We start from the raw sequence: 18,812 nt of genomic DNA on the forward strand, positions 1-18,812 counted from the left end.
GGCGATCGCGGGGGGGTCGTTCGTCGGCGGCGCGGTGGTCGATCACGTCGGCATTCCCGCCGATTTCATGTTGGGCGGCGCGCTGGCCTTGCTGGGGCTTGCGGCGCTCGCGAGCATCGGGACGGAGGCTTCAGAGGGCGCCGCGATTCCTTGCAACGCGACGCCGGAGTGAGCCTCAAAGTTCCGCCGAACCCAACGCCCCGGCAGACGTGCGCGCGTTGGGCGGCATAGCTAAAGCCGATCAAAGCTCCTGCCGGCGAATCACGTCAGCGCTCTTCGCCGCGAAAGTATCCAGCCCGGAAAGCTCGCCTTCGCTCAACATGTTGCGTAACAGCGCGCAAAACTCGGTCGATGCCACCGTCCGATACGCGTGCCTGCGCCGCAGCAGCGCGACCGTGCGGATCGGGAACGGCGGATCGAGCGGCACATAGGACAGGTCGCGATGCTCGCGCTCCATTGCGCCGGGCAGGATCGTCGCGATTTCGCCGCGCCGGACGATCTTCAGCACCGCGCTGATTGAATTGACCTGTAGCGAAATCTTCGGCTTGATGCGATGCGCGCGGAAATAGTCGTCCACGTAGCCGCGCGAAACGAAGTTGCTCGTGAGGAGAGCGAGGGCGATGTCCGCGAGCTGACTTGCCACCACTGCGCCTGATACGCGCGTCAGCGGATGCGCACCGCCCGCGACGAGCGTCAGCCGTTCGGCGAAAAGCGGTTCGATATCGACGTCGTCGGAACGCAGGTCGGAGAAGCCGATCGCGAGATCGATCTGGTCTTCGCCGAGCGCCGTCTCGATGGCCTCCAGCGACATCTCCGTCATCTCGATGCTGATCGCGGGATGCAGCGTGCGGAACTGTCCGACGAGCGGCCCTACGAGATACTCGGTGAACGTCGGCGTGACGGCGACGCGCACATGTCCGCGTGAAAGATCGCGCACGTCATGCAGTGCCCTTCGGCCCGCTTCGAGATCGAGCAAGGCTCGTCGTGCATGTTCGATGTACGCGACCCCGAAGTCGGTCAGACGGACGACGCGACCGCTGCGATCGAAGAGCTGGCCGCCGAGGTCGCTTTCGAGCTGGCGGATTTGTTGTGAGAGAGCGGGTTGAGAGACGCGCAGGGTCTCGGCTGCCCGCGTGAAATTGCCTTGCTCGGCGACCGCAATCAGATAGCGGATGTGACGAAGTAGCACGCTCGTTTCTTCTCCATAAGCTTTTCTTATCGCCCTGATCCGTATCCAGTCTTGGACGCGGTCAACTGCCCTCGGCACAATCGAAACTATGCCACGGGTTCAAGCGCCCGCTTCGGAAGGCGCCTTACGGGAGAAACGGAATGGATATGCTGATTGTGGCATCGGTGATCGTCGTGGCGCTCGGCGCATTCATGACGTTCACGATTGCCGATCTGCTTTCGCCCGACGTGCTGGCGAAAAACGAAGAGCATGGGCGTTTTGCGCACCTCGGAACGGAGGCCGACGCGGTGCCAGTCAATGTCCGCGAGCGCGCTGCGGCAGCGTCCCGGCCGACGCGTCGTCCGGTGCGCGCGTTTGTGCAGGGTAATGGTTCTGCAAGGCGAGCGCTGCGGCATCTGACGAGATAATTCACCCCGCCCCCACAAGCCTGCGATTCAGCCGACGCATGCCGTTGAAGATCGCATCGGCGACGTCCATCGGGTAATCGCGCGGCAGCAGGGCCGCTGTTTCGTCGATCACGCTCGCCGTTCGCGCCGTCAACTCGCCTATCATCGTCTCGATATCCGCCTTCGAAAACCCGACCCGCTGACCCTGCGCGATCCAGTGCCGCTGCTGGATCTCGTTGATCAGGTAGTGGACATTGCGGCTGCGCACGGCCATCGCGAGCTTTACGCGCTGCGCGGCGAACTGGTTGCCTTCCGTGCCAATGATGGGATGCGCCGAGAGCACGTCGTAGAGCGGCGTCGAGCGGTAGCGGTTGCCGGGAAGGTGCGCGATGCTGAAGTTCTTCGCGTGGCCGTCGGTGGCGGCGAGCAGCCAGAAGACCATCTGCGTCATGAAGAAGTCGCGCCGGTCCTCGGCGGCGCGCTCCGAGGCCGACAGCACTTCCATGATCGCCTCGATGCCGGGACCGCCGTCCGATTGATACTTCTGTAGCGCGGGCGTCCCTGTCGACTGGCACATGTCCTCCTGCGGCAGCCGTACGATCCAGGTCTCATCGCTCGACAGGCTTCGATCGAACCGTTCGACGACGAGCACCTTCTGATCGTCGAAACGGGCAATCTCGCAGCGGGCGATCGGCAAGCCGTAAGCCGCGACGATCTTCGAGCAGAGCCATTCGTTTTCCACCGAGGTCCGCATGTCGGCGCGCATGTTGCCGACGAGCCCGAGCGGCAGCTTGAAGATGTGCGTCGTCGGCGTGCTGCCTTCGGGCAGGAGCCATTGATCGCCGTGCCAGAGAAGGGCGGTCTTTTCCTGCGCGCCGGCAATCGAGAGACGCAGATCATCGACCGATTCGTGCTGTCCCATCGTGGGCGCCGCGATGGTGTCGCGCAACAGGCGCGCGATTTCCGCGTCGTTCAGGGCTCGCCCGCGGATGCTCTCCAGGTCGACGGGTTCTTCGTCGGGCGGCAGCATCTGGATCGCGCCGACGCAGTCGCGGCCGAGCTTCGCGAGCAGTTGGAAGGGCGCGGTGCCGCCGGTCCGGTAGCGCGCGGCGATACGTCGACGAATGGGCTCGCTGTCGGGCAGGAGGTTGTCGAAATAGTCGGTGACGACTTGCCCTCGATACGGCTGGTTGCCCGGCGTAAAGGGCAGCGAAAGCGATAGCGGACGGCCTTGGCGGTCGTCGATCCAGTCGTCGTGGTACACGAGGCGCTCGGCCCCGCGCGCCGTCTCCCAATAACCGACGGGCAATCCATTCATCCACAGGTCGAGCCGTCCCGGTTGCGTGCGGCGCGCCATGCTTACCAGTTCTCCCTTTTCTTCGCGGCGGCTGCCCGCTTTGCGGGCGTCGGGCTTTTCTTGCGTGCGGTGGGTTTGGGCACGTTGTACTCGGGCATGTGCTCTTCGGCCAAAGCGGTCTTCGACGGGGCATCTTGTGGATAGACGACATTGCCGGCATTCTCTGCGGTTCGCGTCAGCATCAGATTGACACCCAGCACGCGCATGACCTTGAACAGCCGCTCAACGCTGACCGCGGCCGGATTGGCCTCCAGTTGGGCATACGTCTGCTGCGTCACGCCGAGGTGAGCGGCCATTGCAGCCTGCGTGAGTCCCGCAGCCTTGCGGAAGCCCAGCAGGATCGGCCGTAGCTGGCTGAGTGTCTTGACCTGATAGCCCACCGGATGCTCCTACAAGTCTAAAGCTGTAAATCAAAATAACAGTCTATACGCTGTTTTGTATCGATACAAGCTAATGACTGTAAGGCGTGAGGTGGAGAGGCCAAAAAAGAGCCGGACAAAGCCGGCTCATGATCCCTTCAATTGCGCGCGGCCCGACCTTACACCGGCGGCCGCACGACGAGCACCGGCAAGTGACTATGCGTGAGCACCTTTTGCGTTTCGCTTCCGATCAGCAGGCCGCGAATGCCGCCATGTCCGTGCGACGCCATCACGATGAGATCGCAGTTCCGCTCTTTCGCGGTATCGAGGATCGCCTCGTACGGGTGCGCGCCGCTCGCCGCCACCGTGTCGCACTCGACGCCCGCGTGCGCGGCGATATTCCGGACCGTCGTGAGATATTCCTCGGCGCGCGCGCGGTCGGAGGCGAGGAATTCATCCTCTGTATAGCCCACCATTTCAGCGCTGTAGATGGTCATATGGAACGGGCGCACCATATAGATCCCCGTGACCGTCGCGTTGTTTTCCTTGGCGAGTCCCACGGCCATCTGGGCCGCGCTTTCCGACAGTGCGGACCCGTCTGTTGCCACAAGCAGGTGCTTGAACATGATGACGTCCTCCAATCGCGTTCCGGGCCCGCCCGACGCATCGAATGATCGCCAAGCGAACCTCGTCAACAAAATATTACATCGTGTTTACAGTATAGGCGACGGTTGAGCGAAGGCGCCGTGCAGAGAATTGACGCGTGACAAGAAAGCTCGCCTTTCCGGCGGACAACCGCGTCGCCGCTTCCTGGTTAGCGACCCGACCGCGAGCCCCGCCAAAAAATGACCATCGCAGCGCGAGGCTTCGTCACGCCTCGAACGCCACCCCGCGCCTGCGAAGCTCCCGCATGGCGCTGTCGAGATGCGCGCGAGCGCTTTCCTTGTCGCCGAGACGCATCTGCTCGTAGGCACGTTGCGCGATATCCGCCGGGACGGGCTTGAGCGGGCGATTGGCGCTCATCGCTTTGAGTTGCACCTCGGCTGCGCGTTCCAGGTAATACAGGTCGTCCCAGGCTTCCGCGATGCTCGCGCCCGCCACCATCACGCCGTGATTCTTCAGGAACAGGATATCCGCGTCGCCGAGCGCGGCCGCGATCCGGTCGCCTTCCGATTCGTCCAGCGCGAGACCGTTGTAGTCCTCGACCACCGCGGTGCGGCCGTAGAACTTCAAGGCGGTCTGACCGAGCCACAACAACGGCGGCCCTTCGAGCAGACACAACGCCGTGGCGTTCGGCATGTGCGTGTGAAACGCCGCCTTCACGCGCGGCATCAGGCGATGCAGCCGCGCATGGATATAAAACGCGGTGGCTTCGGGCTTGCCGTCACCTTCGATCACGTTGCCGTCGAAATCGCAGATCAGAATGCGCGACGCCGTGACCTCGGAGAACGCGTACCCGTACGGATTCACGAAAAACAGATCGTCATGTCCGGGCACGACGGCCGAGAAATGGTTGCAGATGCCTTCCTCGAAACCGAGCTGCGCCGCGAGCTGAAAACACGCAGCCAGTTCGATGCGTGCCTGCACGATCTCGTCGCTATCGAGTCGCCGGTTGCCTGCCGACTGAACGCTGGAAACGGATGAAAGCGTATGCGCCATGATGTTGTCCCTGGGCTCACCAGCCGAGCGAAGCAAAGAGGGGCGGCACTTCATCGAGCGTCGAAAGCGTCGCGTCCGGGCGATAGTCGGGAAGCAGCGTGCGCCCCGTGCCGCGGTCGATCCAGATGCACCGGAACCCCCGATATCGCGTGCCGCCGCATGATCGAGATGCGGGCTCGCGCAGATGTGCACGACGTCGTCCTTCGTCACACCCAGTTGTTCGTGGGCGTAATCAAACAGCCGGCGATCCGGTTTGTACGCGCCGGCCTGCTGCGCGGTGATCACGCGATCGATATGACCGCTGAGCTGCGCGACATTGCCGGCGATGATGTCGTCGTCGGTATTCGACACGATGCACAGCCGATAGCCTGATTCCTTGAGCTGCCGCAGCGTATCGACGACTTCGCCGAACGGCGGCATCGCGGAGATGCGCCCGGTCAGCAGTTCGGTGTCGCCTGGTGCGCTGGGCAAATTGAGTTCCTCCATCGCCAGCCGGAGCCCGGCGCCTGCCACCTCGCGAAACGTTCGATGCGGCGGCGTCTGTTCTAGCGCGTGCTCGTGCCGATCGTACACCGCGATAAGTCGGGCGGGGTCGACGTCGTGGCGCGGCTTCATCGCCAGGATGTTGCGTACCGCGGCCTGCAGACCTTCGTCCCACTGGATCAGTGTGCCGTAGCAATCGAAAGTCAGCCATTTTGGGCGGGGAGTCGCGTGCAGTGTCATGAGAGCATCCGTCGAAAAGTTGAAGGGATGCCGCTAGCGTAAGTCAGCCACTCGATAGTGAGAAATTAAACTTATATGTTAATGTCAGTGACAAAGTAAATATCGATCGGAACGGACCATGCTCGATCTCGAACTCCTGAACACGTTTGTTTGTGTCGTCGACGAAGGCAGTTTCACGCGTGCCGGTGAGCGCGTGCATCGAACGCAATCGACGGTGAGCCAGCAGATTCGCAAGTTGGAAGAGTCGGTGGGTTGCGCGCTGCTGCTGCGCGATCGCACCGGCAACCAGGTGACTGCCACGGAGCACGGCGAAGTGCTGGCGCAATACGCGCGGCGGTTGTTGTCGCTCGCGCAGGAAGCGCACGACGCGCTGACGAGCGACGTCGAACTGGTGCCGCTTCGCATCGGCGTGCCGGAGGACTTCGACGCGAAACGCATGACGGCGATGCTTTCCGGCTTCATGAAGGCGCGGCCGGGCGCGCGGCTGGAAACCGTCGCCGGCATGAGTTTCGACTTGCAGCGCAAGCTCACGGCGGGCGAGATCGAAATCGCGCTGGTGAAGCGCGAGCCGGGCAGCGGGGAGTGTCTCGCTTCGTGGCCCGAGTCGCTCGTCTGGGTTCAGGGATCGCAATCTCACATCGACGACGAACCCGTCGCGCTGGCGGTTTTTCCGCAAGGCTGCATCTATCGGCAGCGGGCGATCCGGAGTCTCGACAAGGCGCACCGGCGCTGGCGCATCGCGTTCGGCAGTCATAGCCTGACGGGGATTCAGGCGGCCGTATCGTCGGGGCTCGGGATTTCGGCGCTGCCCACCACTGCTTTGCTCCCCGATCATCGTGTATGCGACGGGTTGCCGCCTTTGCCTCCCTCGGAACTCGCGCTCGTCAGTTCGGGCGGGCCGCTCAATGCGCTTCAGCGATCGTTGGTCGATTTCTTGCGCTCGGAGATCGCGGTTCAGGCGTCGTCTAGCTAAAGCGTGGACGCGCGATGGCAACTTCCCAGGCGCGCGCAAACTCGCGGTTCAGCGAGTTGTAGATCTCCGTAGAGATGGTTTGATCGCCGTACATCGCAGCGACCGATGCACACCCCTCGCGCAAAGCCACCAGTAGCAACATGCGCCGTTCAAGTCTCCATGTGTATCGATAGTATTGGCTGCGCATTTCGTTGAGCGCCGCTTCGATTGCGTCGATGCGTGCATGCAGCAGCTTGTCGAGCATGCTCACGAGCCGGTCGCCGAGCAGATCGTTCAAGCGCTCGTCGTTGTAACGCGTCAATTGCTCCAGTACCGCGCGCCGGCACATGAGAAGTTCGAAGCGGTCGGCTAGAGCCGTCGCGAACAATCTGTCGAAGCGCAAGTGCAAATGCAGCCAGCGGCTCACGCGATACATGCCCGAGAGCGCCAGTATCTGCGCCGCTCTGCGCCGGTATCCGAGCCTTCCATCGCGACGTACCGCTTCGATCATGTCGGACGCGTTGCGTGTCATCCGGTCAAGATTGCTTACCTTAACGACGCCGTAACCATAGTCGGGAATCAGGTCGCGTTCCTTGCGCGCTAGCGCCAGAAGTCCGATGGCGAGGCGGTCTTGATCGCTCAGCAGGTCGTCGAGATTTGATGCGCCATCGAGCGCAACGCTCCGTCGATATTGCTCGACGACTTTATCGGCTATCTCCGGTGCGATTTCGAAGACCTTCGACGCAACTTGTACCCGCTCCTCGACACCCGTCGTGGCAATCCGCACGACTTGCCGCTGTATGGCGCGGTCCTGTGCTGAAAGACGATCGAGTCCGAGACGACGAATCAAGGGCTTTAGCGTCGGGCCGTTCATGACGAGGCTCAAGAGAACGAAGCCTGTCGCAAGGACGGCCACGAAGCGTCGAGTCGGCTCCGATAGATCGTCATTGCCTGCGATGCCCAAGGCAAGCACGATCGTGACAGCGCCCCGCAATCCGCCCCATGCGATGACGAATTTGAACGCGGGACTGACTGGTTCGCTCAGCCTCAAGCGCGCGAGTATCGGGAAGACACCGAACAGCACCGCAACGCGCGCGGCCAATGCAGCCGCGACGATCGCGCATAACGTCACGAGATCAAAAGGATGTGCGGTTCGCATCAATGCCGGAACGCGTATGGTCGCGATGAGAAACACAACTGTGCCCGCGATCGCGGCCGCCTGCTCCCAGAAGAGTTGCAAATGATCCCAGTTGCGTGGAGAAAGGCGGGTGCGTCCGAGTCCGCTGACGACCAGCCCGGCAGCCACGACCGCGACGACACCCGAGACGTGCAGGTAGTGATCGCCAACGATGTAAAGCGGGTACGGCAACGCGATCGTCAGGGTGAGTTCGGCCTTGCCTTCGCCGCCCATGTGGACGAGCGCCCACGCGAGCAGACGTCCAGCGACCGCGCCGAACAGCGTGCCACCCGCGAACGAGAAAGCGAAAACGCGCAGCGCCGTGCCGACGCCGCCCGTCGCATGATTGCCTTCCAGCGCGGCAAGCAGCACGCCCGCTACGGCGATGGCGGTGGCATCGTTCAGAAGGCTTTCACCCTCGACCAGTCGCACGAGACGGGCCGGCGCGCCGACGCTCCGAAAGACCGCGAGCACGGCGGAGGGATCAGTGGTCGCGATGATCGCGCCGAGCAGCAAGCCATCGATAACCGGTTGTCCCGACACCGCAGACGCCGCCAGCCCGATCGCACCCGTCGCGACGAACACGGCGAACACGGCCAGCAGCAGGATGGGGGCGGCGTCGGCCAGCATCTCGCGGACGTTGACGCTTAAAGCGGCTTGAAATAACAGCGTCGGCAGGAAAAGCGTGAGACAGGTCTGCGCGGGCAACGGCCACGCCACGAGCGGCGCGATGAACGTCAGCGCGCTATGCGGCAAAAGCATGTTCAGCAGAAGGGACGCCGCCCCACACGCAATGCCGACCGATGCAACCAGCAGCGCTTGAGGCAGCGCAAAGCGGACACTGCACGCCTGCACCACGCCGGTGACGGCGATCAACGTCGCGCCTAGGAGCAGCTCGGTCATCATGGCCGATTTAACCGGAGGGGTCGGTGGTTCACGGCGTCTTCTTGACGACCTGGGCGGGCGTCTGAAGCGTTTCAGGCACGTAATGTCTCGCCCTGAATCGCAGATGCGGATGGAGCCCGGGATTGAGCATCGCATGACCATGCAGCATCAGGAACGGCCGGATTGAAAGGGCCGGGCCGCTTGCGGCAATGGCTCTAAAGCAGATCGCTGCCGCCATGGCCGCTGTAAAGGCCATCAGACCGAAGAGACCGTCCGCACCAAAAAACCGCATCAGCAAGCCGGCTAACGCGGGACCGAAAAGCGAGCCTGTGCCGTTGACGAGGATCAGCGCACCGCTCGCGGGAATGGCGTCGCCTTTAGCGATCCGGTCGTTGACGTGCGCGACGGCAAGCGGATAAAGCACCGACAAACACGCGCCGAGTACACCCGTCAAGATACAAAGCGAACCGACCGACACATGCCCGAACGTGCGTGCAAGCACCATCGCGCTAACGGCACTACCAGCCGCCGCTCCAGTCATCACGAGACGTCGATCGATCGAATCCGACAGCCTTCCGACAGGCAACTGAGCGACGAGCCCACCAAACACCAGGCTCGCGACGACGAACGACACGTTGCGCGTCGGCTCATGCGCCACGCGCAATGCGGGCGCGATCATTCCATAGAAAGCGCCGCTCGCTAAACCGCTCATTGCGCAGACGAGCGCGGAAACCGGCGCAATCGATACGAGCCGTTTGATCCCAAAGCGACTCACTTGATCGACGGGAGGCGGGTTGTCACGAACGAGCGCCACCGGGATCAGCGCGACTGCGAACAACAGCCCGTCTAGCGTCAGGAGATTGACGCCGCTCGGATCGACGTTCAGCAGGAACTGGCCAGCACCCATGCAGATGTACGTCGCCAGCATGTACGTGCCGAAAACGGTGCCGCGTGTCGATGAAGTCGACGAGGCGCTCAGCCAGCTCTCGGTGACCATGAAAAGCGCGGCGCAACCGTATCCCGTCAACACGCGACACAATGCCCATACTTCGGTTTGCTTGCCGAACGTCAAGGCAAGGACACTCGTCGCGACCGTTGCAGCGAATGCCGTGAAGGCGCGAACGTGTCCAATGCGCTCGATGACGCTTCCCGTCGTCAGCGCACTCACGATGTAGCCCAGCCAGTAGCACGACATCACCAGTCCGACACCCGTATTACCCAAGCCGTGCGCGGATAGCATCACGCTGACGAGCGTCCCTAACAGCGCGTTAGCAAGCGACACGATACTGATGCCGAGAATGAGTGGGCGAGACATGACTTCTCTGAATTGAAAGGCCCTCTGCAAGCGGGCTAAACGGTAGGGGCGGAGGTTCGTCCCTACCGGACGAAACGCTGTCCTTCAAGCAGCGCGTCCAGATTCGAACAGGAACCACACGCGCCGCTCCGCTTCGTCGATCCAGTTTTCGAGCAGGCTCGCTGTCGCTACATCGCCGAATGCGTCGCACAGCGAATGCGTTTCGCGCATATAGCCCGCAAGCGCCAGGTTGTCCTCGCGCAGTTCGGCGAGCATGTCGTCCGGTGTGACGAATGCCGCGTCGTTATCGGAGATGCGTTGCAAGCGCGTGATCTGACCTGTCGAATGCAGCGTCTTGCCGCCGAGCTTGCGCGCGCGTTCCGCGATGGGATCGGTGGTGGCGAAGATTTGATCCGACTGATCGTCGAGCAGCAGGTGATAGTCGCGGAAGTACGGCCCGGACATGTGCCAGTGGAAGTTCTTCGTTTTCAGATACAGCGCGAACACGTCGGCGAGCAGCGTCGTCAATGCGGCGGAGATGTCGCGGACTGCTTCTTCGGACAGACGAGTCGGCGTTTTAAGTGAGGCTGCGCGGCGCACGGCGGCGGCTTCGAGTGCTTCATTCATGGCAATACCTTTTTTGATTGAGTCGATTGGTACAACGGCGTTCAAGCGAGTTTCGAAGGCGTCAGGGTTTCGTGAAGATCGCGCGTCAGCGTTTCGATGCGTTCCGCTAGCTGGCGCGTAAGCTCGGTGAGTTCGGTGTTCTGCTTGAGCAACTCGGCCATTTGCATTTCGCGGTTCTCACTGGCGAGTGCGATGTCTTCCCGATGATGCGCATCGGCTTCCGCGAGTGCCTTGTCGCGATCCGCCTGGCGCGTTTGCGCGAGCAAGATCAAAGGCGCGGCGTAGGCAGCCTGAAGGCTGAACGCGAGATTCAGCAGAATGAACGGATAGGGATCGAAGCGCGACATGTGAAGCAGATTGACCGCAATCCACCCGCCGACGATCAGGGTCTGCACGACGAGAAACGTGGGCGTGCCGAAGAAGCGCGCAAAGGTTTCGGCCTTGAGCGCGAACCAGTCGTTGCCGAAGACGCTCGAGAGGTGCGCATGCGGCGCCTGGAATCGCAGGTGAGGATTCGGCGAATCTGCGTAGTCGATGAGGTCTGCCATGTGTATCTTCCCAATGCAAAAGGCGGCGCGGTGCCGCCTTAACGACCTCACATTAATAGAATCATCGACGATGAACCATCCTACGAAGGACTCGACGTGACAGCCGGTGGCATGACCGCGACATACCCAGGTTTGATGTATGAATGCGCCTGCCGCTGCGCGGCGTCACACCTGCATATGAGCCAGGCAAACCAATCGCAGCGTGTTGCAAACGAACGTAGGGATGGTCCCAGCGACGCCGTTCCGATAACTTGCATTGGCCCGTCGGACTCTACAGAGAAGGACGGATGGAACCCACTTCGTTCATGCGTCACGAAGGCGAGGCATACGTGAACGTGACGGCCGCGCGCTTCCTCGGTACGATGCGTGATCCATGCTTTGGCGAAAAAATGGAGCGTTAGCGTGCAACCCGCATCCGGACCGTTTGCTGTCAGCCATGCGTTTCGGTGGGCCGTCGTCGTCGGCTTGACGGGGCTCGCTGGTGGTCTCAGCGGGCTGGGGCTCGCCGCGCTGTTGCACGCGATCCAGCATCTCGCGTATGGCTACAGCTTCGCTTCGCTCTTTCACGGCGAGAGCTTTCTCGAAGGCGTCGAGGCGGCCAGCCCGTTGCGCCGCGTGGCTGTGCTCGGTGTCTGCGGTGTGGTCGCGGGAGTCGGCTGGTGGGCGGTTTATCGCTGGTGCCGGCCGCTCGTCAGCATTGCGCGTGCGGTGAAGGGCAACGATCCGCGCATGCCTGCCGTCGCGACGACCTGTCATGCGTTGCTGCAGATCGTGACGGTTGCGCTCGGGTCGCCGCTCGGACGCGAAGTCGCACCGCGCGAAGTGGCCGCGATGATCGCGGGCAAGCTGTGCGCCTGGGCGCGCCTCACATCAGACGAATCGAAGGTGATGGTGGCTTGTGGCGCGGGGGCGGGTCTCGCAGCCGTCTACAACGTGCCCGTTGCAGGCGCGCTTTACGTCCTCGAAGGTTTGCTCGTTAGTTTCGGCTGACGTGCGCTGGTGCCTGCGGTCGTCACGTCGGTGATCGCGGCGCTGGTCGCGCGACTGGGCCTCGGCGACCTGCCGCAGTACGCAGTGCCGCACTATGTGACCACGCCTTCGCTGATGATCTGGTCGGCGTTCGCCGGGCCGCTCATCGGCCTCGCGGCGTATCAATTCACGCGGATCACCGGTTCCGCGCGCGCTCATGCGCCGCGTGGCTGCTGGCTGCCGCTCCTGTGCGTTTTCAACTTCCTCTTCATCGGCCTGCTCGCGACGCAATTCCCGATACTGCTCGGCAACGGCAAGGGGCCCGCGCAAGTAGGCTTCGATGGTTCCATACCGCTGCGCCTCGCCGCCATCTTGTTGATGCTGCGCGTGCTGATCACCTGGACGAGTCTTCGCGCGGGTGCGGAGGGCGGCTTGCTGACACCCGGTTTGTGCAACGGCGCGTTGCTGGCGATCGTGCTGGGCGGCGCATGGTCGGTGCTCTTTCCGGGTACGCCGCTTGGTGCGTTCGCCGTGATCGGTGCGGCGGCGTTTCTTGCTTCCTCGATGCGCGTACCGTTGACAGCGGTTGCGCTGATTTTCGAATTCACGCAGCCGAGTCAGGGATTTTTGATCCCAGTGTTGATTGCGGTTGCGGGGTCGGTGGCTGCGTCGGAATGCGTGAGTAACGTGGTGGCGGCGCGTGCGCGTGACGGTGTGGTCGCGCAAGCGAAGGCTTGAGCAACTCAATCCACCGACGAATCCAGCGCCGCACGATCCCATCCGCCGCCAAGCGCGGTCGCCAATTGCACGCTTGCATCGATACGGCGCCCCTGAACCTGCGCTTCCATCCGCTCGTTGGCCAGCGCGATGGTCTGCGTCGTCACGACATCCAGATAGCTCACCGCGCCCGCCCGATAGCGGTCCTGCGTGAGCTCGAGCGAAAGCTCGGCGGCGGCAGTCGCCCGGCGCTGGCTTTGCGCTTCGCTTGAGAGCGAATCGAGTTCCGAGAGCGCGTCTTCGACCTGCTGGAACGCCACGAGCACCGTCTGCCGATAGTCGGCCACCGAGCCGTTGTATTGCGCCGTGGCGCCCTTCAACGACGCGTCACGCTTCCCGCCGTCGAACAACGTACCGACGAGTTGCGGACCGATCGACCAGAAAAGACTCGGCGCCGTCAGCCAAGGCGCAAAGAACGTGCTTTCGAGCCCGGCGGTCGCGCTCAGCGTCAAGTCCGGATAGAACGCCGCTTTCGCCTGACCAATCTGCGCATTCGCCGCGGCTACGCGCCGCTCTGCCGCAGCGATATCCGGCCGACGTTCCAGCAGTTGCGAAGGCACGCCTGCGGGAATCCGCGGCACGGCCGTCGTCTCGATCTTCGGCGGCAATGAAAACGACGATGCCGGCACGCCGATCAGCGTCGCGATCGCATGCGTCGTCTGCGCGATCCGTACGTCGATGTCGGTGGCTTGCGAACGGGTGCTTTCGAGTTGCGTTTGCGCTTGCGCGGCGGCGGAAGCATCGATCGCGCCGTCGGCCACTTGCTGCTGGAGAATCCTGAACGCAGCGGCGTAAGCGGTGACGCTGTCGTCGAGGAGCTTCTTCTGGATCTCGAGCGCACGCAGCGCGAAGTAGTCGCGTGCGAGATCGCTGCTCATCGCGAGGCGCACCGCTTCGAGATCGGCTTCGCTTGCCTGCGCGTTGTCGCGTGCGTTGACCACTGCGTCGCGGACGCGTCCGAACAGGTCGGGCTCCCATGTCGCGGAGACGCTTGCTGAGTAATCGGGCACGGTCTTGCCCGCAAGCCGATGACCTTCGACATTCTGCGAAAGCCGCGTGCGCGATTGCGCGGCGCCGGCCGTCACGGTCGGCATAAAACCCGCATGCTGATAATCGATCATCGCGCGCGCTTGCTGCAATTGTGCGATCGCCTTCTTCACGGTCTGGTTCGATACGGCTAGTTGACTCTCCAGACGGTTCAGGTCGGGATCGTTGAAGACGGTCCACCAATCGCCGCGTGGCGCGGTATCGAGCGGCGTGGCTACGCGCCAGCCGGGCGCAGCCTGTGCCGTCGCGTAATGATCCGGCACGACGGTTTCCGGCACCGTATAGCTGGGCAACGTCGAACAGGCGGCCAGCGCGCACGCGACGGCGATCGCCAGGGTCCTGCGAAGAAATGGCATGGACAGGGGGCGCATCATCGGGCTCCAGTGTTGTGCGCCTGCACGACCGTGCCCGCGGTGATGGCGTCGCCGGGGTTATCGATGACCCGATCGGAAGCGTTCAGCCCCGTCGCGATCTCGACATAGGTGCCGAAATCCCGGCCGATCGTGACGGACTTAAGCGCGACCTTGCTGTCGTTGCCGACGACAGCCACCGTCACGCCTTTGGGACGAAACAGCAGGGCGCTCACGGGCAGTTCGAGCGCGGGATGCGCGGTGTCGAGCGCCAGATGCACCTGCACGTAGGCGCCCGCACGCAGCGCGCCGTTGCGGTTGTCGACATCGACTTCGACGCGCATCGTTCGGCTCGACGGATCGATCACGTCCGAACTGCGCGCTACACGCGCGGGGAAGCGTCGTCCCGGGTACTGCTGCGTCGTGAGGTAAACGCTCGTTCCTGTCGTAATAAAACTCGCGTCGTCCTGCGGGATGTCGGTGACGGTGCGCAGCACGTCCGCCTGCGCGATGTGAAACAGCTCGTTCGCAGGCGTGGCGAGTCCCGGCGTGCCGCCTGCCGTGACCAGCGCACCGACATCGACGTTGCGCACGGTGACGACGCCGTCGAACGGCGCCGTCACCTTTTCGTACGACACCATCTCCGCAAGCCTCGCCACGTTCGCCTGCGCCGACGCCAGAATCGCGCGCTTGGCCTGCATGTCGGCCGTCTTTGTATCCGCGTCCTGCTGCGCGACGGATTGCGTTTGCAGCATCTGCTGCCAGCGTTGCGAGGTGCTGGTCGCATAGTTGTAGTTGGCGAGCGCGGTGGCGGCATCAGCGCGCGCCTGCTGCAATTGCGCATCGAGTTCCGGCGTTTCTATGATCGCGAGCACCTGCCCGGCTGTCACGTGCGTGCCGATATCGGCGGACCAGCGCCGGATGTAACCGCTCGTGCGCGCATACACCGATGCTTCCGCGTAGGGCATCACCGCGCCCGGCAGCAACAGCTCTCGCGAAGCCGGCGCGTGACCGGGCGAAATCACGTCGACGACTGGCGCGCGCTGCGCCGCGACCTGCGCGGTTAGCGCCGCGCTCGCCCGCAGGCGCGGCACAATGCCTACGATCAGGAGCGCAGCGGCGATCCCCGCCAACGCAATCGGCAGACGACGGCGCAGTGCGCTCTTCTGTCCTCGTGCGGGCTGCGGCCTCGCGCGGACCACAGGAACGAGTGCGCGTCCAGTGACGGCGCGCTCGCATTCCGGATGTGCATCAGGCGTGTTCATGATTGAGTCCCTGAGTTGGCGGATTCATTGCGCTTGCGGCGCAGCGATAACGGCGCTTCGACGCGCGCGGCGCTTCGCGAGCCACGTATGAACGAGCGCGAAGACCACTGGCACGAACATCAGCGTCGAGACCGTGCCGATGGCGAGCCCGCCGATCACCGCGCGTCCGAGCGGCGCGTTCTGTTCGCCGCCGTCGCCGAGGCCGAGTGCCATCGGCAGCATGCCGATCAGCATCGCGAGCGCCGTCATCAGCACCGGTCGGAATCGGCTGAAGCCCGCTTCGAGCGCGGCGTGAAGCGGATCGGCGCCGCCTTGCAGCAGTTCGCGCGCGGCGTTGATGACGAGAATGCTGTTGGCCGTCGCGATGCCGATGCAGAGGATCGTTCCCGTCAACGCCGGGACGCTCAGCGTGGTGTGGGTCGAGAACAGCATCCATGCGATGCCCGCAAGCGAGCCCGGCAACCCGCTCACGATGATGAGCGGATCGAGCCACGACTGAAAGTTCACGACCATCAGCAGATAGACGAGTGCGATCGCGAACACGAGGCCGCTCTCCAGGCCGCCGAACGACTCGTTCATCGACTGGACCTGGCCGCGAATCACGATCGACGATCCGGCGGGCAGGCTGGCGCGCGCGGCATCGACGAGACGCGTGACGTCCTCCGCGACGCCGCCGAGATCGCGTCCCTGCGTGGCCGCGAAGATGTCGAGCACGGGCTGGACGTTGTAGTGCGAAACAACCGCTTGCTGCGTGCTGCGCGACATCGTGCCCAGCGTGCCTAGCAGGTTCTGCGACGCGTTTGAAGCGACGGTCGCCACCGGGATGTTCGCGAGCGTTTGCAGCGAGTGAATGTCGTACTGCGGCACTTCGGCCATCAGCGGGTAGCTGACGCCGTTCTTTGGATCGAGCCAGAAATTCGGCGTCGTCTGCGAGCTGCCGGACAGCGCGATCAGCAGATTCTGCGCGACGTCGCGCTGCGTGAGCCCCGCTTGTATCGCCTTGGTCCGGTCGACGTTCACGTCGATGGCGGGGGCGTCGCCCGGCTGCTGGATGCGTGCGTCGACGAGGCCGCGCACGCCGCGCAGTTGCGTGAGCAGGCGATCCGCGACGACGCGGTTCTCCTCGAGCTTGTTGCCGACGATCTGGATATCGATCGGCGCGGGCAGGCCGAAGTTGAGGATCTGGCTGACGATGTCGGCCGGCAGGAACGCGAACGTCACGCCGGGGAACGATGCGTTCAGCACGTTGCGCAGCTTCGCGACGTAGTCCGCGGTCGCGCCGGCGTCAGGCTTGAGCGTGAGCATGATGTCGGCGTCTTCGGGACCGATGGGGTCGGACGAGTCGTAGGTCAGGTTGATGCCGCTCACCGGCACGCCGATGTTGTCGAGCAGCGCGGCTTGTTCCTGCTTCGGAACTACGCTGCTGATCTTCGCTTCGACTTCGTCGGTGATGCGCGCGGTCTGTTCGATTCGCGTGCCCGTCGGTGCGCGAAGATGCAGCCGGATCTCGCCGGTATCGACTGCGGGGAAGAAGTCGCGGCCGGTGAACGGAAGCAGCGCGAGCGATGCGAAACACAGCGCGAGGAAGATCGGAATGAAGCGGCTGCGATTTTCGATCGCGTGTTGCAGCGCGTTGCGATAGCCGCCGCGCAAGCGCTCGAACCGACGCTCGAAACCCTGTTGAAAGCGCACGAGCGCACCGTGTGACGCGTCGCCGTCTTTCGATGGCGCGCGCATCAGGTACATCGCAAGCGTCGGGATCAGCGTGCGCGAGAAAAAGTACGACGCGCACATCGCGAATACCACGGCCTCGGCAAGCGGCACGAACAGATAACGCGCGACGCCCGAGAGCAGGAACATCGGCACGAACACGATGCAGATCGATAGCGTCGACACGAACGTCGGCGCGGCGATTTCGCCGGAGCCATTCAGGATCGCATCGTGCAGCGGCTCGCCGTTTTCGAGGTGATGCGTGATGTTCTCGATCGCGACGGTGGCATCGTCCACGAGAATGCCGACTGCCAGCGCGAGTCCGCCGAGCGTCATGATATTGATGGTCTCTCCCAGGGCCGATAGCGCGATCAGCGAGGTCAGTACGGCGAGCGGAATCGATACGGCGATGATCAGCGTGGCGCGCCAGCTCCCGAGAAACAGCAGGATCATGACGGCCGTCAGGCAGGCGGCGATCAGCGCTTCGCGTGCGACACCTGTAATCGCCGACTTCACGAACACCGATTGATCGGAGAGCGGCGAAATGACGAGCGCCTTCGGCAAGCCTGCCGCGATCTTCGGCAGCATGTCCTTGACTTGCTGAATGATCGTGAGCGTCGATGCGCTGCCGGTTTTCTCGACCTGCAGCAACGCCGCGCGCTTGCCGTCGCTGCGCACGATGTTGGTCTGCGGCGCGTAGCCGTCGATCACATGCGCGACGTCGCGTACGTACACCACGCCGCCATCGATCGTCTTGATCGGCAGGTTGTTGAGCGCGGCGACCGTATCGGTGCTGCCGTTCATCTGCACGTCGTACTCGCGCGAGCCGATCTTGGCGGTGCCGCCGGGAAGGAGCAGGTTCTGCGCGTTCACGGCGTTGACGACATCGGCGGGCGAGAGGCCTTTGGCCTGCAATGCCTGCGGGTCCAGTTCGACCATGATCTGGCGGATCTTGCCGCCGAACGGCAGCGGCACTGCGGCGCCTTGCACGGTAGCGAGCTGCGTGCGAATAAAGCTGTTGCCGAGGTCGTAGAGCGTCTGTTCGGGCAGCGTGTCGCTGGAGAGGCCGAGCTGAAGCACCGGCACCGTCGACGCGTTGTACGTGATGATGTTCGGCGGAAGCGTGCCCGGCGGCAGCACGCGCAGGATCGACGCGGAGTTCGATGCCGCTTCGGCGATTGCGCGATTGATGTCCGCGCCCGGATGAAAAAAGATCTTAACGACGGACACGCCATTGAGCGACTGCGACTCGATGTGTTCGATGTCGTCCACGTCAGTGGTGAGTGCGCGTTCGTAGTTCGATGTGATCCGGTGCGCCATGTCCTCTGCGGAAAAGCCGTTATACGACCAGACGATGCTGACGACCGGAATATCGATGTTCGGAAAAATGTCCGTGGGCGTGCGGATGATCGCGAGCGGACCGAGGATGAAGAGCAGCACGGCCAGCACGATGAACGTATAGGGCCGTTTCAAGGCGAGTCTGACGATCCACATCGGCGGTGTCCTTTTTCCATGCGTGTGATGGGTGGAGCGTAGGC

Annotated in this window: 14 protein-coding genes and 2 pseudogenes; 3 read left to right on the forward strand and 13 right to left on the reverse strand. The window is 63.3% G+C overall.

Features of this window, described 5'->3' with window-relative positions; translation table 11 throughout:
- Positions 1–241: 241 nt before the first annotated feature.
- Positions 242–1,189 carry a transcriptional regulator CynR gene (cynR, locus tag AWB67_RS17805; RefSeq protein WP_087657582.1) on the reverse strand — a complete coding sequence of 316 codons (948 nt, stop codon included), beginning with the start codon at positions 1,187–1,189 and terminating at the stop codon, positions 242–244.
- 146 nt (positions 1,190–1,335) lie between these two features.
- On the opposite strand from cynR, the gene AWB67_RS17810 reads away from it, so the two are divergent.
- Positions 1,336–1,596, forward strand: a complete 261-nt coding sequence (locus tag AWB67_RS17810) for a hypothetical protein (RefSeq protein WP_159964860.1) — start codon at positions 1,336–1,338, stop codon at positions 1,594–1,596.
- Between the two features lies 1 nt (position 1,597).
- Here AWB67_RS17810 and AWB67_RS17815 read toward each other — a convergent pair whose 3' ends face one another.
- From AWB67_RS17815 to AWB67_RS17835, 5 genes and pseudogenes are all read right to left on the reverse strand, one after another.
- Complete coding sequence (locus tag AWB67_RS17815) at positions 1,598–2,932, reverse strand: type II toxin-antitoxin system HipA family toxin (protein WP_087657584.1); 1,335 nt, start codon at positions 2,930–2,932, stop codon at positions 1,598–1,600.
- A 2-nt stretch (positions 2,933–2,934) separates the two neighbouring features.
- Positions 2,935–3,312: a helix-turn-helix transcriptional regulator gene (locus AWB67_RS17820; protein ID WP_087657585.1), complete on the reverse strand. Its 378-nt coding sequence runs from the start codon at positions 3,310–3,312 to the stop codon at positions 2,935–2,937.
- 158 nt (positions 3,313–3,470) lie between these two features.
- Positions 3,471–3,917 carry a universal stress protein gene (locus tag AWB67_RS17825; RefSeq protein WP_087657676.1) on the reverse strand — a complete coding sequence of 149 codons (447 nt, stop codon included), beginning with the start codon at positions 3,915–3,917 and terminating at the stop codon, positions 3,471–3,473.
- A gap of 244 nt (positions 3,918–4,161) precedes the next feature.
- Complete coding sequence (locus AWB67_RS17830) at positions 4,162–4,950, reverse strand: aldolase (protein ID WP_087657586.1); 789 nt, start codon at positions 4,948–4,950, stop codon at positions 4,162–4,164.
- Between the two features lie 16 nt (positions 4,951–4,966).
- Positions 4,967–5,673, reverse strand: a pseudogene (locus AWB67_RS17835) (haloacid dehalogenase type II).
- Between the two features lie 118 nt (positions 5,674–5,791).
- On the opposite strand from AWB67_RS17835, the gene AWB67_RS17840 reads away from it, so the two are divergent.
- Complete coding sequence (locus AWB67_RS17840; RefSeq protein WP_087657587.1) at positions 5,792–6,646, forward strand: LysR family transcriptional regulator; 855 nt, start codon at positions 5,792–5,794, stop codon at positions 6,644–6,646.
- On the opposite strand, the gene AWB67_RS17845 is transcribed toward AWB67_RS17840, so the two are convergent.
- The 4 genes from AWB67_RS17845 to AWB67_RS17860 all read right to left on the reverse strand — a co-directional run bounded on the left by AWB67_RS17845 (position 6,639) and on the right by AWB67_RS17860 (position 11,156).
- Positions 6,639–8,708, reverse strand: a complete 2,070-nt coding sequence (locus AWB67_RS17845) for a cation:proton antiporter (RefSeq protein WP_087657588.1) — start codon at positions 8,706–8,708, stop codon at positions 6,639–6,641. The two genes, AWB67_RS17840 and AWB67_RS17845, sit on opposite strands and share 8 nt — an antisense overlap.
- A 28-nt stretch (positions 8,709–8,736) precedes the next feature.
- Positions 8,737–10,002 (reverse strand): MFS transporter, encoded by a 1,266-nt coding sequence (locus AWB67_RS17850; protein WP_087657589.1) that lies wholly within the window; start codon positions 10,000–10,002, stop codon positions 8,737–8,739.
- Positions 10,003–10,086: 84 nt separating this feature from the next.
- On the reverse strand, positions 10,087–10,608 hold the full coding sequence (locus tag AWB67_RS17855; RefSeq protein WP_087657590.1) for a Dps family protein: 522 nt from the start codon (positions 10,606–10,608) through the stop codon (positions 10,087–10,089).
- A 41-nt stretch (positions 10,609–10,649) separates the two neighbouring features.
- Positions 10,650–11,156: a DUF1003 domain-containing protein gene (locus AWB67_RS17860; protein WP_087657591.1), complete on the reverse strand. Its 507-nt coding sequence runs from the start codon at positions 11,154–11,156 to the stop codon at positions 10,650–10,652.
- A gap of 402 nt (positions 11,157–11,558) precedes the next feature.
- Here AWB67_RS17860 and AWB67_RS17865 point away from each other — a divergent pair.
- Positions 11,559–12,863 (forward strand): annotated as a pseudogene (locus tag AWB67_RS17865) (chloride channel protein).
- Between the two features lie 5 nt (positions 12,864–12,868).
- Here AWB67_RS17865 and AWB67_RS17870 read toward each other — a convergent pair.
- Genes AWB67_RS17870 through AWB67_RS17880 form a run of 3 tightly spaced genes read right to left on the reverse strand, consistent with a single transcriptional unit; the run spans position 12,869 to position 18,768 of the window.
- Positions 12,869–14,320 (reverse strand): efflux transporter outer membrane subunit, encoded by a 1,452-nt coding sequence (locus tag AWB67_RS17870; protein WP_087657592.1) that lies wholly within the window; start codon positions 14,318–14,320, stop codon positions 12,869–12,871.
- Positions 14,320–15,564, reverse strand: coding sequence for an efflux RND transporter periplasmic adaptor subunit (locus tag AWB67_RS17875; RefSeq protein WP_087657593.1), 1,245 nt, complete (start codon positions 15,562–15,564; stop codon positions 14,320–14,322). The genes AWB67_RS17870 and AWB67_RS17875 overlap by 1 nt, the downstream gene beginning before the upstream one ends.
- 24 nt (positions 15,565–15,588) lie before the next feature.
- Positions 15,589–18,768 carry an efflux RND transporter permease subunit gene (locus tag AWB67_RS17880; protein WP_087657594.1) on the reverse strand — a complete coding sequence of 1,060 codons (3,180 nt, stop codon included), beginning with the start codon at positions 18,766–18,768 and terminating at the stop codon, positions 15,589–15,591.
- Positions 18,769–18,812: the final 44 nt, after the last annotated feature.

Source organism: Caballeronia terrestris (assembly GCF_001544515.1).
Classification (GTDB): domain Bacteria; phylum Pseudomonadota; class Gammaproteobacteria; order Burkholderiales; family Burkholderiaceae; genus Caballeronia; species Caballeronia terrestris.

Excerpts from the sequence above, each read along its gene's own strand:
- AWB67_RS17810 (WP_159964860.1), top strand. The coding sequence starts at position 1,336 with ATGCTGATTGTGGCATCGGTGATCGTCGTGGCGCTCGGCGCATTCATG.
- AWB67_RS17815 (WP_087657584.1), bottom strand. The coding sequence starts at position 2,932 with ATGGCGCGCCGCACGCAACCGGGACGGCTCGACCTGTGGATGAATGGA.
- AWB67_RS17825 (WP_087657676.1), bottom strand. The coding sequence starts at position 3,917 with ATGTTCAAGCACCTGCTTGTGGCAACAGACGGGTCCGCACTGTCGGAA.
- AWB67_RS17830 (WP_087657586.1), bottom strand. The coding sequence starts at position 4,950 with ATGGCGCATACGCTTTCATCCGTTTCCAGCGTTCAGTCGGCAGGCAAC.
- AWB67_RS17840 (WP_087657587.1), top strand. The coding sequence starts at position 5,792 with ATGCTCGATCTCGAACTCCTGAACACGTTTGTTTGTGTCGTCGACGAA.
- AWB67_RS17845 (WP_087657588.1), bottom strand. The coding sequence starts at position 8,708 with ATGATGACCGAGCTGCTCCTAGGCGCGACGTTGATCGCCGTCACCGGC.
- AWB67_RS17850 (WP_087657589.1), bottom strand. The coding sequence starts at position 10,002 with ATGTCTCGCCCACTCATTCTCGGCATCAGTATCGTGTCGCTTGCTAAC.
- AWB67_RS17855 (WP_087657590.1), bottom strand. The coding sequence starts at position 10,608 with ATGAATGAAGCACTCGAAGCCGCCGCCGTGCGCCGCGCAGCCTCACTT.
- AWB67_RS17860 (WP_087657591.1), bottom strand. The coding sequence starts at position 11,156 with ATGGCAGACCTCATCGACTACGCAGATTCGCCGAATCCTCACCTGCGA.
- AWB67_RS17870 (WP_087657592.1), bottom strand. The coding sequence starts at position 14,320 with ATGCGCCCCCTGTCCATGCCATTTCTTCGCAGGACCCTGGCGATCGCC.
- AWB67_RS17875 (WP_087657593.1), bottom strand. The coding sequence starts at position 15,564 with ATGAACACGCCTGATGCACATCCGGAATGCGAGCGCGCCGTCACTGGA.
- AWB67_RS17880 (WP_087657594.1), bottom strand. The coding sequence starts at position 18,768 with ATGTGGATCGTCAGACTCGCCTTGAAACGGCCCTATACGTTCATCGTG.